General features: G+C 58.9%; 12 protein-coding genes, 1 tRNA gene and 1 riboswitch. Of the genes, 4 read left to right on the top strand and 9 right to left on the bottom strand.

Annotation, left to right across the window (positions count from 1 at the left end):
• Positions 1–24: 24 nt before the first annotated feature.
• Entirely contained in the window at positions 25–1,326 is a 1,302-nt protein-coding gene (locus I6I94_RS07750; protein ID WP_128087097.1) for a VIT1/CCC1 transporter family protein, read from the top strand.
• A gap of 369 nt (positions 1,327–1,695) precedes the next feature.
• Here I6I94_RS07750 and sucD read toward each other — a convergent pair whose 3' ends face one another.
• The 3 genes from sucD to I6I94_RS07735 form a co-directional block, all read right to left on the bottom strand.
• Positions 1,696–2,613, bottom strand: coding sequence for a succinate--CoA ligase subunit alpha (gene sucD / locus I6I94_RS07745; protein WP_004005553.1), 918 nt, complete (start codon positions 2,611–2,613; stop codon positions 1,696–1,698).
• Positions 2,614–2,642: 29 nt separating this feature from the next.
• Positions 2,643–3,809, bottom strand: a complete 1,167-nt coding sequence (gene sucC / locus I6I94_RS07740; protein ID WP_128087098.1) for an ADP-forming succinate--CoA ligase subunit beta — start codon at positions 3,807–3,809, stop codon at positions 2,643–2,645.
• A 222-nt stretch (positions 3,810–4,031) separates the two neighbouring features.
• Positions 4,032–6,902 (bottom strand): ATP-dependent helicase, encoded by a 2,871-nt coding sequence (locus I6I94_RS07735; protein ID WP_128087099.1) that lies wholly within the window; start codon positions 6,900–6,902, stop codon positions 4,032–4,034.
• A gap of 146 nt (positions 6,903–7,048) precedes the next feature.
• Between I6I94_RS07735 and I6I94_RS07730 the strand changes: the two genes are divergently transcribed.
• Positions 7,049–7,897 carry a VOC family protein gene (locus I6I94_RS07730; protein WP_128087100.1) on the top strand — a complete coding sequence of 283 codons (849 nt, stop codon included), beginning with the start codon at positions 7,049–7,051 and terminating at the stop codon, positions 7,895–7,897.
• A 160-nt stretch (positions 7,898–8,057) separates the two neighbouring features.
• Positions 8,058–8,747: a TANK-binding kinase 1-binding protein (TBK1-binding protein 1) gene (locus I6I94_RS07725; RefSeq protein ID WP_232617529.1), complete on the top strand. Its 690-nt coding sequence runs from the start codon at positions 8,058–8,060 to the stop codon at positions 8,745–8,747.
• Between the two features lie 130 nt (positions 8,748–8,877).
• Here the strand turns inward: I6I94_RS07725 and I6I94_RS07720 are convergent, their stop codons facing one another.
• From I6I94_RS07720 to I6I94_RS07710, 3 genes are all read right to left on the bottom strand, one after another.
• Positions 8,878–9,618 (bottom strand): DUF6318 family protein, encoded by a 741-nt coding sequence (locus tag I6I94_RS07720; RefSeq protein ID WP_006887631.1) that lies wholly within the window; start codon positions 9,616–9,618, stop codon positions 8,878–8,880.
• Positions 9,619–9,911: 293 nt separating this feature from the next.
• Positions 9,912–10,853, bottom strand: coding sequence for a DUF6318 family protein (locus I6I94_RS07715; protein ID WP_006887644.1), 942 nt, complete (start codon positions 10,851–10,853; stop codon positions 9,912–9,914).
• A gap of 232 nt (positions 10,854–11,085) precedes the next feature.
• Positions 11,086–11,158, bottom strand: a tRNA-Arg gene (locus I6I94_RS07710).
• Between the two features lie 79 nt (positions 11,159–11,237).
• Here I6I94_RS07710 and I6I94_RS07705 point away from each other — a divergent pair.
• Entirely contained in the window at positions 11,238–12,158 is a 921-nt protein-coding gene (locus I6I94_RS07705) for a DUF4031 domain-containing protein (protein WP_128087102.1), read from the top strand.
• 64 nt (positions 12,159–12,222) lie between these two features.
• On the opposite strand, the gene I6I94_RS07700 is transcribed toward I6I94_RS07705, so the two are convergent.
• From I6I94_RS07700 to I6I94_RS07690, 3 genes are all read right to left on the bottom strand, one after another.
• Positions 12,223–12,495, bottom strand: coding sequence for a hypothetical protein (locus I6I94_RS07700; protein ID WP_023134570.1), 273 nt, complete (start codon positions 12,493–12,495; stop codon positions 12,223–12,225).
• Positions 12,496–12,653: 158 nt separating this feature from the next.
• On the bottom strand, positions 12,654–13,286 hold the full coding sequence (locus tag I6I94_RS07695) for a C40 family peptidase (RefSeq protein ID WP_006887606.1): 633 nt from the start codon (positions 13,284–13,286) through the stop codon (positions 12,654–12,656).
• Between the two features lie 5 nt (positions 13,287–13,291).
• A riboswitch (cyclic di-AMP (ydaO/yuaA leader) is annotated at positions 13,292–13,440 on the bottom strand.
• 529 nt (positions 13,441–13,969) lie between these two features.
• A complete protein-coding gene (locus I6I94_RS07690; protein ID WP_128087103.1) occupies positions 13,970–14,665 on the bottom strand; it encodes a metal-dependent transcriptional regulator in 696 nt (231 codons plus the stop codon).
• Positions 14,666–14,682: the final 17 nt, after the last annotated feature.

The raw sequence follows: 14,682 nt of genomic DNA, 5'->3' as shown, positions 1-14,682 counted from the left end.
CAGCCACCCTGAGGAAGACGCCCCATGTCACCCGAGCCCCGCAAACACACACCCGAAGCACCCAGCAGCAACAACCACTCCCCCGCCCAGGCAACACCCGGCAGAAACCGGCGAGAGCCCATCACCACGCAGGCGTTCACCGCACCGGATGTCCCCACGCGCCGCAACCCCGAACACTCAGCCCCTTCCCCAACGGCGGCACGCACAGGAGCGCTTGACCATGTACCGGCACGGCACCACCCCGTCACCCAGCCAAGTGAGGCACAAATCCGGCGGTGGCGGCGCTACCTGGCTGATGAAGAGTCGGAGGCCCGCATCTACCGCTACCTGGCCCAGCGCGCCGAAGGTAAAGACCGCGAGATTCTGATGCAGGTTGCCGAGGCTGAGAAACGCCACCAACAGCACTGGCGTGACATGCTCGGTGAACACGTTGGCAAACCCGTCCGCCCGTCGCTCTCATCCGCATTTTTACAGTTCATGGCGAAGCATTTCGGGTCGGTCTTTATTCTGGCAATGGCGCAAATGGCCGAATCCCGCTCCCCCTACGCCGAAGACCCGGACGCCACCGAAGAAATGGCGGCTGACGAGGCTATTCACGAAGAAATTATCCGTGCCCTAGCCACCAGCGGGCGCGAAAAACTCTCCGGCAACTTCCGCGCGGCGGTGTTCGGCGCGAACGACGGGCTGGTCTCGAATCTGGCGCTAACGATCGGCATCACGGCCTCGGGCGCATCCAGCTCTATGGTGCTGCTTTCGGGGATTGCCGGGCTGCTCGCGGGCGCGCTTTCCATGGCGGCGGGCGAGTTCGTTTCGGTACGTTCCCAGCGCGAACTTTTGGATGCATCCCAGCCGACCCAGGTGACCCTGCGCGTGGCGGGCGACCTTGATATTGACGCGAACGAGCTTGAGCTCATCTACCGGGCGCGCGGCATGGATGAGGAGGCGGCGCATCACCGCGCGCTGGAACGTTTCGGGTACCTCGACTGCGACTGCGACCCGTCGCTGTCACACCGTGCGAATGAGGACGGCGAGGAAGAGAATGTAGCACTGGGTACGGATATTGGTGCGGCGGCGGCATCGTTTAGCTTCTTCGCATCCGGGGCGCTCGTGCCGATTCTGCCCTATATTTTCGGGCTTTCCGGCCTCTGGGCGATGCTGCTTTCGCTCCTGTTCGTCACCATGGCGCTGGGTTTCACCGGCGGTATTGTGGGCCTGCTCTCGGGGTCTTCCCCGATGCGCCGCGGGCTGCGCCAAATCCTCATCGGACTGGGCGCGGCGGGCATCACCTACCTGCTGGGCCTAGCCTTCGGCACCACACTGGGGTAGGTCTATTCCGTTCCATACTTTCTCTACGCCAGCGGCTTTGCCCCTTTGCAATACACGAAATGCCACGCATATGACGTGGCATCCGGAACTGGCGCATCCAAGCAGTCTTTCAGCTTTAGCTACTTGCATATCAGGTCATCGGCTATACAGCATTGCGCAAAGAGTAATCATAATGGAGAGACTGGTTCTTTGTTTTATGCTCCCTCGCAAGCCCAATCGAAAAACTCCTGCCATTGACGCTCTCCCGATAGTGGAGGGCCGTTGACAGGAGCGAGTTAGTACTTTGATTATATACGAGACCCCCGGCGGCGCGAGCGTAATGGCTCGCACCGCCGGGGGTCTTATTAGCTGCCCTACCCGGGCGGAATGCTACTTGTTCGCGAAGATTTCGCGCATCAGATTAGCGGCCTCGGAAGGGGTCTTGCCGACCTTCACGCCAGCAGCCTCCAGAGCTTCTTTCTTCGCCTGAGCGGTACCCGAAGAACCCGAAACGATCGCACCCGCGTGGCCCATAGTCTTGCCCTCAGGAGCGGTAAAGCCAGCCACGTAACCGACCACGGGCTTGGTGACGTTCGCCTTGATGTACTCAGCGGCACGCTCCTCCGCGTCGCCACCAATCTCACCAATCATCACGATACCCTCGGTCTCCGGGTCAGCCTCGAAAGCCTCCAGAGCATCAATATGGGTGGTGCCGATAATCGGGTCGCCGCCAATACCGATAGCGGTGGTGAACCCAATGTCGGCGAGCTCGAACATCATCTGGTAGGTGAGGGTACCCGACTTGGAGACAAGACCGATCTTGCCCTTACCGGTAATATTCGCCGGAGTAATACCGACCAGGCACTCCTCAGGGGTGATAATACCGGGGCAGTTCGGCCCGATAATGCGGGTAATCTGTTTGCCGTTCTCGTCCACCGAGGCTTTCGCGGCAGCCCAGAACTCAGCGGTATCCTGCACAGGCACGCCCTCGGTAATGACGACGACCAGACCGATCTTAGCCTCAATAGCCTCCAGCACAGCGGCCTTGGTGAAGGCGGGCGGCACGAAAACAATCGAAACGTCCGCACCGGTTTCGGCAATAGCCTCGGCAACAGTACCGAAGACTTTCAGCTCAACATCGGAGCCGTCCTTTGCCTTGTGGGTAACGGTGGTGCCAGCCTTGCGGGCATTCACGCCGCCCACAATGTTTGTGCCGGCTGCGAGCATACGAGCGGTGTGCTTGGTGCCTTCGCCGCCGGTGATGCCCTGAACGATGACCTTAGAGTCTTTGTTCACAAAGATAGACATAGTTTTTCCTATAAATCCTTCGGTGGCGATTACGCCTTGTTAGCGAGCTCTGCTGCCTTATCGGCGCCTGAATCCATGGTGGTTGCCTGCACCACGAGCGGGTGGTTTGCCTCAGAGAGGATGCGGCGGCCTTCCTCCACGTTGTTGCCGTCCAGCCGCACCACAAGCGGCTTAGTTGCGGAATCGCCCAGAATCTCAAGCGCCTTCACGATGCCCTCAGCCACGGCATCGCACGAGGTGATACCGCCGAAGACGTTCACGAAAACGCTCTTAACCTGCTCATCGCCCAGAATAATCTCAAGGCCCGCAGCCATAACCTCAGCGGATGCGCCGCCACCGATATCGAGGAAGTTGGCGGGCTTCACATTGCCGTGCTTTTCGCCAGCGTATGCCACCACATCCAGGGTGGACATCACCAGACCGGCGCCGTTGCCGACAACGCCAACTTCGCCATCGAGCTTCACATAGTTCAGGTCGTGCTGCTTAGCCTTAGCTTCCAGCGGGTTTTCAGCGGATTTATCGACAAGCGCCACGTGATCGGGCTGGCGGAATTCCGCGTTATCGTCGAGAGAGACCTTGCCGTCAAGAGCCAGAATATCGCCTTCGGGGGTCTGCACGAGGGGGTTAACCTCAACGAGGGTTGCGTCTTCCTTCTTGAAGACACCGCCCAGCTTCGCGAGAACCTCAACCACCTTGGGCTGCAGTTCAGCGGAGAACCCGGCGGCCTCAACGATCTCCTGCGCCTTAGCGGAGTCGATACCCACCAGCGGGTCCACCTCAACCTTAGCGAGAGCCTCGGGACGTTCAGCGGCGAGCTGCTCAATTTCCATGCCGCCTTCGACCGAGCACATGGCAAGGTACGAGCGGTTTGCGCGGTCAAGCAGAATCGAGAAATAGTATTCTTCAGCAATGTCAGCACCCTGTGCAACCAGCACGCGGTGAACGGTGTGACCCTTGATATCCATACCAAGAATCTGCTGAGCGTGCTCGTATGCCTCATCAGGGTTTTTAGCGAGCTTCACGCCGCCGGCCTTACCGCGGCCGCCGGTCTTAACCTGAGCCTTAATGACGGTCAGGCCGCCGATTTCCTCAGCTGCTGCCTTTGCTTCTTCGGGAGTGGTCGCAACAATGCCCTTGAGCACGGGTACACCGTGCTTTGCGAAGAGATCGCGCGCCTGGTATTCGAAAAGGTCCACAGGTGTCCTTCTTCGTCGAAGTGGTGCCGCCGTTTTAGGGTGCGGCGGCTTGGTCTGGTGAGTTACTATTCGACGTGTTTTACGCCCCTGAGAGGGCGCGCTGTCACGCTCTAAATTTCTCTCGGTTCTACTCTATCGGATATTTGGTTGAGGGTGTACTTATCAGACAACACACACGCTATTTTTGTAATGGGCATCACTCTTCGGTGTGTTGGGTTTTGGCTAGACCTTCTCAACCGGTGCGTACCGCAGCAGCAGACGCTTCTCCTCGGAGGCAAAACGCACCTTCGCCACGGTCTTATCGCCAGTACCTTCCAGGGCAAGAACCCGGCCCTCGCCAAAGGATTTATGCCGCACCGTATCGCCCACCTTCAGCTGCGGAATTTCCTTGCCTTGATGCACCCGCGAGCGGTTACGCACCGCTCCGGATGCGCTGGCTGCGGCCGCCAACCCGTAGCTTGCCGAACCATTGACCTCAGCGGTTGATGGTTCACGGTTCGCCCGGGAGCGAGAGTCCTCGTATCCCGTGCCATAGCCGCCCGCGCTGCCCCCGTCAAAACCGTGCCCATCAGCATTGCGCCCACCGCCGGAGCTGTATCCGCTCGCCCCGCGGTAGCCGCCCTGCCCGTAGCCTCCATACCCGCTGGCACCGTTGGCGTATGCCCCCATCCCGGAGGCACCAAACCCGGCAAAACCGCCCAGGCGGCGCCACTCGATCAGCTCCTCGGGAATCTCTTCCAGGAAGGGTGAGGGCGGGTTGAACTGGCTCTTGCCCCACATTGTGCGGGTCTCGGAGCGGGTGATGTAGAGCCGCTGCATCGCGCGCGTGAGCCCCACATAGGCAAGGCGGCGTTCCTCGCTCATCTCACCCTCGTCGGTCAGCGCCCGCTGATGCGGAAACAGCCCGTGTTCCAGCCCGGTCAGGAAAACAACCGGGAACTCCAGGCCTTTAGCGGTGTGCAGGGTCATCAGGGTAATCATGCCCTGCGCCTTCGCCTCTGCGGCCTCGGCGGCAATCTGCTCGGCGGACGGGGTCTGACCGTCGGCGGAGGCACCCCGGGACGGAATCGAGTCGGCATCTGCCACCAGCGAGACATGCTCTAAAAACTGTTCTAAGTCCGCGCCGGGGTTCTCCGCCTCAAACTCGACCATCGCATCCAGCAGCTCCGAGAGGTTTTCCACCCGGGATTCGTCCTGAATATCCTTAGATTCGCGCAGGGCGGCGAGATAGCCGGACTGTTCGAGCACCGCTTCTAGGGTTGTGGCGGCTGATTCGGTGCGCGCAATCTGGGCGAGGTCGTCCATGAGCTTGACGAACTGAGCATACTTTTTCACGGCGGCAGCGCCCAAACCCGGCACGCTCCCCGGCTCGGCGGCAGCGGCACGGGCGGCGGCGAAGAAAGAAATTCGCTGTGCTGAAGCATAATCGGCAACCACGGTCTCAGATTTCGCACCGATACCGCGTTTAGGTTCGTTGAGAATACGCCGCACGCTCACGTCGTCGTCCGGGTTTGAGAGGGCGCGCAGGTAGGCGAGCGCATCTTTAATTTCTTTGCGCTCGTAGAACCGGGTGCCGCCGACCACGCGGTACGGCAGTCCGGCGCGCATCAGGAGTTCTTCGAGGGCCCGGGATTGAGCGTTGGTGCGGTAGAAAATCGCCACATCCGAGGGTTTGATGCCGTGTTCATCGGCAAGCCGGTCTATTTCTTGGGCGATATAGCGTGCCTCTGCATGTTCGGATTCGGCGACGTACCCCACGATTTTGGTGCCCTCCCCCGATGCCGTCCACAGCTTCTTGGGGCGGCGGTTGGGGTTGCGTTCAATCACGGCGTTCGCGGCAGAGAGAATGTTCTGCGTGGAACGGTAGTTCTGCTCCAGCAGAATAATGTGTGCGTTGGGGTAGTCGCTCTCGAAATCCGTAATATTGCGAATGTCGGCGCCGCGGAAGGCGTAAATCGACTGGTCTGAGTCGCCCACGACGGTCAGTTCGCCGGGCGGCGGAGCATCCGGGTACGGTCCCTGCTCGCGAGTGTTTCCCTGCGGATGCGCCCCCACTAACTCCCGCACGAGCGCGTACTGGGCGTGGTTGGTATCTTGGTATTCGTCCACCAGAATATGCCGGAACTTACGGCGATAATAGTTTGCGATTTCGGGGAACTTCTTGAGCAAAAACACGGTTTTGCCAATGAGGTCGTCAAAGTCGAGGGAGTTCGCGGCGCGAAGGCGCTGGGTGTAGATGGTGTAAATCTGTGCGATAGTCTTTTCCCACGGGTTATTCGCGGCCGCCGCACTGTATTCTTCGGCGCTCACCAGCTCGTTTTTGAGGGCAGAAATCCTGTGCCCTACGGCCTTGGGGGCAAACTTTTTGGTGTCCAGGTTCAGCTCTTTGATAATGAGCGTGAGCAGGCGCTGCGAATCCGCCGAATCATAGATCGTGAAGGTAGATTTGAGTCCGAGTGCCTTGGCTTCCCGGCGCAGCACGCGCACGCAGAAACTATGGAAAGTTGAAATCCACATGTGCTGCGCACGCGGGCCGATCAGCGCTTGGATGCGCTCACGCATTTCCGCCGCGGCCTTGTTCGTGAAGGTGATGGCGAGAATCTGCCCTGGAGTCGCCCGCCCGGTTGCGAGCAGATGGGCGATGCGGTGCGTCAGCACGCGGGTTTTACCAGACCCGGCCCCGGCGACGATCAACAGGGGTGAACCGGCGTGTAAAACAGCTTCGCGCTGCCGGTCGTTAAGCCCGTCGATCAGGGTTGCGGGGTCGATAGTGCTGAGCGAATAGGTGCGCTCCCCGTAAGGGTCTTCGGGATTGTACTCACTTCCGTACCCGCCCACTCGGTAGGCGGGCGGCATGAACTCGCCGAGCGCATCCTCATGGGCGGTGACGGTTTGGGAGGTCACCGCTTCAGGGTTGAGCTCTGACATAAAAGATTCGTGAGCGAAGGGGTCTTCTTCCGGTGCGAAACTATCTTCCGGCGGAATACGGGCATCATATTCGGGATCGTAGGGCGGCTGCGTGTTTTCGAGATCGGCAAAGAGGGTATCTGCGGCAGGATCAACGCCGGATGCGGAGTTGGTGGGTTCGCTCATGATCTACCTCGCTGCCTAGAATACACGTTCGATATTCCATGCTACCGTATTTGCCCTCTCGCTCCCACCCATCGCGCCCGTTTGCCGCGCATAATTCGCTCTTAGCGGTACCCCACCGCGCGGTGCACCCATGTTACGATGACCGAATGGATCAGGTCATCACTCCCGCTATGTGGTGCGACGGCACCGCCGACGAAGCAGCACAGTTCTACGCCGATGTTTTCCGCGATACATCCATTGCCGAGCAGGCGCCCGGGATTGTGACGACGGTCAGCATCCACGGTTTCAGGCTCTCGCTCATCAACGGCGGTAACCAATATGCCCCGAACCCGTCGATCAGCTGCATCCTGAACTTTGATCCGCTCTTATTCGGCGGAGAGGAACAGGCCCGAGACTACCTTGATGAGCTCTATGAGCGGCTCAGCACCGGCGGCGTACTCATGGAGCTGGGTGAGTACCCCTTCTCCCCGCGCTACGCTTGGGTTCGTGACCGTTTCGGCATGACCTGGCAGCTCATGCTCACCGACCCGGACGGCGATCCGCGCCCCTTTGTTATCCCATCCTTCATGTTCGGCGGTACTAATCACGCTAATGCCGAGGAAGCCACAGACGCTTGGATCGCCCTGTTTGATAACGCCCGCCGCGGTGCTCTGTACCGTTACGAGGAAGGCGGACCGCTGGATGCGGGTACGGTCATGTTCACCGACTTTACCCTGCGCGGCACCTGGATGGCAGCCACGGACTCTGGGACCTTCCACGATTTCACCTTCACGCCCGGAGTCTCCATCATCGTCTCCTGCCGCGACCAAGAAGAGATCGACCGCTACTGGGCGGGGCTCTCCGCCGTACCCGAGGCCGAGCGCTGCGGCTGGTGCGTCGACCGCTGGGGTGTCTCGTGGCAGGTCGTCCCCCACAACATCGCCGAACTCATGGCCAACGCCACCACACGCGATAAGATCCTGCACATGGGCAAGATCGACCTGACTAAGCTGTAACCCACTGCACCACGACCCTCCTGATATAGGGGTATCAGTAAATAAGCAGTATCGCGCGGCAGAAGATCAAGAAGCCTGCCCCGTATATATACTCCACAGCTTTCTTTTGGTAAAGGCCCCACGCTGACGCACCCAACCGCTCTGCGCAATAATGGAAGGTATGGGTCTATCACAAGGTCAGAAGAGGCGCCGCTACGGCACGAACACGAAGGCCGCTCACACTCCAGGGGGCGGCACCCCCGACCCGCAGCATAGCGAAACCCGTGAGCTTCGGCAGTTTATGGAGGAACGCGCTGCCCACGATCAAGCGACCGGGCGGGGTTCACGTGTTTTCCTCCACGTTGCGGTCGCTATTTCCCTGCTCATGGGCGTGTACCTTTTCGCGTGGGTGCTTCCCGGCTACGGCAGGCTGGCGGGTGCCCCCGTTCCCGAGCTGTCACTGGCCCTGAGTACGGATGCGCTGGGGTCGTTCGCGCACGGGCTGTCCTCCTCCTCAGCGGGTGACGCCCTGGGGCCTTACACGTATGCGCACCGTTCAGTGGGTTTGGCGTTTGCAGTGTTTTTCGGGTTGTCTGTGGCGGGCCTGTCGTGGGCGGCGACGGCGAAAAAGCCGCTTCGGGTGTTATTGACGGCGCTTCCACTGGTGTACAGTGCGGTGTTTACGGCCACAATTTTTGCGGTGGACGCATCATTGGCTGACCCAGCGCATCAGCCGGGTGCACTTGTGGTGCTTCTGCCTCTGGGCTGGGCCCTTCTGGTGCTCTCGCTTCTGAGCCTGGCATACCGTGGTGTGCGGGCGTTCAAACGGGCGGTTGCTGCTTTTATTGCGGGTGGGCCGCCCACCGAGTAGCGCCGCATCTCCTTCCAGCCTGTACAAGGCAGTAGAATTTACGTCCGACACGCTGCTGGAAGGCAGCCGCCATCCGCGGAACAACCAATCCCCCTGTCCGCACCCGGTAATCGTTTGGGCCGAAGCCACATTACTCTTTGCGGCGGTTATCGTGTGAGCTAATCTCCCACGCCCCGTTCACATACTGCGCGGATACCAGACCAATAAACTCTTCTGCTACAACGGATCCTTTACCGCTCTTGGGGTAGATTACCCGGCCGTCTTCCACCTCAAACTTGCCGTATGTAATCTTGAAAGTACGGGACCACAGATACCGGTCGTCTTCTAGTAACGGTTGCGGCTCGGTAATCTCGTATTCAATGGTGACATTATCCGGCCAGTAGTTGCCTTCACGGATTTTCTTAAGCCGCACCTTCTCAAGCCCTTTGTAGTTGTCGCGTTCCGACTCTGATAGGGCGCTCTCCTCCGCCAGGGAGTAGTCCCCAGTGTTGTAGGCGTACTGGGTGGCTGCCGCCGCAAACACGACACTCAGGTAGAGACCTTTCAAAGATTTATCGTTGGCATCCTCCGGTTTCTTAGGCCGGGGCACGTTTCGCGCCGCATGTTCCTCCGTGGCAGGTTCGTAGGTGCCCGACTTCTTATACTCTAAAACGGACTCGAAGTTAATCTTTCCCTTATAGTCGCCGCTCATATCTATATCGGTCTGCGCGGTAGCAGACGATGCGGACGGGCTAGTCTCTGAGGGTTCGTTTGATGAGGAAGATGACCCTTTTGAAACGGAACGGTTGGCATCGCATGCCGCCAGTACAAAGGCACCAGCGCTTGCGCCTAGTACGCCCAATGCTGCACGACGGTTAAAAATGGAAGACATTATTACTCTCCTCTCTGAGCCTAACAATAAACCATTAACTTTAAAGCTCAGCAGTAACCTTCATGTTCTCAAGGTTCTACCTGCTGTCCCGCCCAGGCCCTCAGGCGAAACCGCCCGGTGCAGCCTCCGCTATGAGAGACCACACCGGGCGGATACCGCACCTCAACACATGGCGGGCATTCAGCACCTGCCCTAGAAGAGAAGTCTTTGACAGACCTAAGCCACCGGCAGTATGCCCTGCTGTAGCGGTGCCGTTAAAGCTTTCCTCTTCCATGGTTGAGGAGGATAGGCGCTTACTGACCACCATTTTCTGGTGGCACGAGAGGCAGATCATTGGAGAGCAGCCCGCTAATCTGCCACTGCCCGTTCACGTACTTAGCGCGAATTTCACCGTTCGTGTGGTAGCGTTTGCCCCAGTCACCCTTACCGGAGTAAGTTTCCTTGGTTACCTCGTGCACCTTGCCGTCCTTCACATAGAAGTCACCATTGAGCAGCACCAGGTTGTACGCCCACACGTACTCGCCTCCGCTGGATGCCACAGGGTGCGAGCCCACCAGCGTGTACTGCAAAATACTGCCTGCCGCCGTCCAGTATTTTCCGTCGCGGGTATCGATCAGGTTAGTAGACTTCTTGAAATACAGCTGCTCCGATTCAACGATCGCCGACTGCTCCAGGTAGCGGGCATTACCGGTCTGCAGTGCATAATCCAGAGAGGTCACCGCGAACGAGATGCTGCTATACAGGCCCCGCTCCGTGCGGTCATTAATGGTGGAGGGCTTCTTCGGCGGGTAGGTGTTCTGCTGCGGTTTCTCGCGTGTTGCATACTCCTGGCGGGGGCCGGAGCTGTCCACTTCAAGCGAGACTTCCCCAGACAGCTCAGTATGCCCCTCCCCGGGAGTATTTCCGGATTCAAGAGGGGCAGCGTCCGCGGCGCCGCTCTGGGCTGCGCTACTAGATGCTGCGCCGTTCTGGGCGGTGTCGCTGGATGCGGCACTGTTCGGTCCCGCCGGCTGCTGCGTACTGGGCTCATTCACCGCAGCCGCAGAACTGCTGGCAGTACCACCACCGGTTTCAGGCCCGTGCGCTGGGGACGATGCACTATTTGAAGCACTCGCTGAGGATGAGGCCGCACCCCCTGCGTTTGAGGACGAGCTGCCGCATGCGCTGAGAAAAGCGGCTCCTGCGCCGCCACCGAGCAGCAGCAGTGCGGCTCGACGATTAAGATGGGAAGACATCTTTAGCCTCCTTAGAATCGGTCAATACCGTCACTTTCAGACTAGCCCACATGTTATGTGTCACATCATAATTTTCAGGTGTGTCTTTAATAAAACTTCAATGTTACATTCTATGAAATGTAGACTTTTGGCCCAAGCTTGCACAGCACACGCCCCCTAAAACTCAGGCATACAGCAGAACCCGCTTGGTGCGCCTCCGTGAGGAAGCCGCATCAAGCGGGTTCTGTAACTGTGCCCCCGAGACGATTCGAACGTCCGACACCTTCTTTAGGAGAGAAGTGCTCTATCCCCTGAGCTACGGGGGCAACGTTCTCTATTATAGCGGCAACATCACGGCAGTTTTCCACCCGGGCCCCGGCGCGTCACGCTCACTACAATAGGTAGGTGAGTATTTTCATTGACCCGCCCCTCTGGCCGGCACACGGCACTTTCTTCTCGCACCTTATCTCAGACACCAGCCTGAAGGAACTGCATGACTTCGCGGCCGCCCACGAGATCAGCCCGCGCGCCTTCGACGCCGACCACTACGACGTGCCGCAGCACCGCTACACTGCCCTCGTAAACGCTGGGGCGCAGGAAGTAACCGGCACCCAACTAACTCGCATACTCATCCGCAGCGGACTGCGGGTTCCGCTCAAAGAACGGCCCAGTAAGATCCGTCCGCGTCTTCTGCGTGCCTGGGAGGCGCTCGCGCCCGGTGCTTCCGCTGTGGGCGCTGACCTGCTTGAGCGGTGGGAGCAGCCGCATCGGGCCTATCACAATAGTGTTCATCTTTCAGAGATGCTCGCCGCTCTTACCCTTTTGTACTCCCCTAAGCCGGTGCCGCGCACTGTGCTCTTTGCGGCGTGGTTCCATGATGCGGTGTATGAGGCTCAGCCCGGCCAGGATGAGGCCGCCAGCGCCGAATTGGTACGTACCAATCTTATGCCTCTCACCAGAACCGGTGTTCTGACCGCTGCGGAGGTCACCGCCGCCGCCCAGCTGGTGGAGTTCACCGCCTCCCACCGGGTACCTGAAGAGCTTGCCGGACTGACCGGTGGTGTGCTCACCCGCGCCGACGCCGATTTTTTCATGGATGCCGACCTTGCGATTCTCGCAGCAGAAACCGCCCGGTATGGCCGTTACATTGCGGGTGTACGCACGGAGTACAGCCACTACGGGCCGCAGGCGTTTGCGCAGGGAAGGTCAGGGTTTTTACGGGAGTTCTTAGGCAGAGACCGTATTTTTGCCTCTGCGGCGGGGCATTCGCTGTGGGATGCGGCGGCTCGGGCGAATATGGCCGCTGAGCTAGAGAGCTACACCTAAAAGCCCTCTTCTAAAGCGCTCACGTAGTGCTAGCACGGCCCATATAGATAGGAGCGCGCCCGCCTTACTGCTTTTTGTCGTTGGGGTGCTGCGGGCCTTCAGAAGGGCTTTGAGGCTGGTTACTGTATTTCTTACGGTAGATGAATTTACCGGTGACCATGCCAATCACGATGCCAATCCCGCCGGTGATAGAGACCCACATGGCGGGGTTGCCAAGAGGAATAGCCAGCAGCAGGCCGATAATAATGCCTGGTATGGCGCCAGCGACCATGCCGACGGCCAGGTAGGTGAATTCCTGATCGGAGCTACTTTTGGGGCTTTGGTACTGCATGTTCATTATTCTACCGGGCGTCCGCTACCCTTCGGTACGCCCCGTGCCCCGCGTGTAGCCCCGACCAGTGTATTCGGGGTCAGCGCGTGATGCGCGGTTTAACATGGGGAAGGCACCCCGTTGGGGGTGCCTTCCTCCGAGTCTAAATATCTCTAGAGTCGAGATTAGAATGCGGTGTAGTAACCGTCAACCGACATCCAGGAAACCGGGTGCAGCTGGGTGCCCTGGCTCGGGTTCAGAGCGGAGATCATCATGCCGTTACCAACGTAGATGCCCACGTGGTTGTAGCCGTTCTGGAAGACGATGTCGCCGGGCTGGGGGTTAGCGGTTGCACGCAGTTCGTTCTTCATAGCGAAGGTGTAGGGGGTCAGCTTCACGCCGTGCTGTGCGTAAACGTAGGATACGAAGCCGGAGCAGTCCCATGCACCAAAGCTGCGGCCGCCCCAAACGTAGCCGCCACCGATGCCGGTCTTAGCGGTTGCTACAACGCCCTCGTGGCCACCGGTTGCGGTCTGCACAGGAGCGGAGGGGGTGGTGGAGCTGGTGTTGGTGGTCTGCTGCTGGCCGAAGCTCGGGGTGGGTGCAACGTACTCGGTCTGGTACTCAGCCTGGGGTGCAACGTAGTTGGTAGCACCGGTCTGGTAGCTGGTGTAATCAGTCTCGTAGTTGTTGTAATCGTAGCTCAGGTCTGCTGCTGCAGGAACCTGTGCGAATGCGTTAGCGGGAACGGTGGAACCCACCAGAGCTGCACCAGCGAATGCCACGATACCTGCGTTACGAACGATCTTCTTAGCCATTGTGTATGTTTCCTCCATTGCTTCACGAGGTGAGCTGTCGGACTCGGGTATGGATTCACCCGGCTACCGAAGTAGCTTAGCCCCTAGGCCCCCTATAAGGGAGCCAAAAATTGGTTCCCCCGCTCCTGCCATTATGGGTAGATGTTTCACGTTGCGGCGGCAGGACTAAGCGGATCCGCTCCGTGGTGCCCTCTTACGATTAGGATTTGGACACAGATACGAGAATACACAGAAAACTCCCAGCTGTCACATCCCAATCTGAGTTTTTTCTCAAAAAGCTACGGTTTATATACGCAAATCATGGCCCGCAGCGGTCCCTCAAGCGGTCCCCGCCACCCCCTGTAGACCCTTCTCTGACAAGGGAATTCGATAGATTCAGGGGGTTAAGAGACAGGCAAACCGATGCGTGCATAAATTTTCTTAAGAAAAACACAGGTGTGCTTTATCTCTTAAATATTTTTCCGATAACAAACAGGCATAATCCCAGGTGAAACCACGTATCCCATAGGAAACAGGCGGCCGGTAAGGATGCACCTGCCGATGAATATAAAAAAATTTGGCTTCGGGCTAAAAAGGCTCAGGTTACCCTCAAGGAACGCTGCCCCTTAGGGAAGAGCTTAACAAATAATGCGGGGCGGTGCGGCCAGTTATGGCCGCACCGCCCCGCATCCGGCGGCACCGCGCTACGAACGCTTCACCACAATAGCGTTGGCAACGTCCTCATCGAGCGATAGGGAGGTCTCCTCCCCATCTGCACGCACAATCACGTCGTCGTCTTTACCGGCCAGAACCGACACACTGGCACCGAATGAGATACCGGCGTCCGCCAAAAGCTTGAGAAGCTCAATATCGGTCTGAATCGACTCTGGGAACCGGGAGACAGTAAACCGGTCTTCCGGCCCCGAGTCACGGGCCGCAATCGACATGGGCACAGTCCGTTCGTCGTTGTGCTCACTTTCCACGCCCAGCTCTTCAAGACCGGGAATCGCATTTCCGTACGGTGAGAACTTGGGGTTATTGAGCATCGCCAGGATGCGTTTTTCCACGTGGTCGCTCATCACGTGTTCCCAGCGGCACGCTTCATCGTGCACATACTCAATGTCCAGCCCAATCACATCGGAGAGCAGGCGCTCCGCCAGGCGGTGCTTACGCATCACCTCGACCGCTTTCTTACGGCCAGCATCGGTGAGCGCCAAGTGGCGGTCAGGCTCAACACTGAGCAGCCCGTGCTTCTCCATACGGGCAACAGTCTGCGAAACAGTCGGCCCGGAATGCTCCAGACGTTCGGCGATGCGCGCACGCATGGGGGTAATGCCCTCTTCCTCAAGCTCAAGGATGGTGCGCAGGTACATTTCGGTAGTGTCAATAAGATCGGTCATGCCGCCTGTATCCCTTT

This window comes from Rothia aeria (genome assembly GCF_016726365.1).
GTDB lineage: Bacteria > Actinomycetota > Actinomycetes > Actinomycetales > Micrococcaceae > Rothia > Rothia aeria.
The sequence above is the reverse complement of the archived record's forward strand: the minus strand, read 5'-3'. Positions and strand labels throughout refer to the sequence as shown.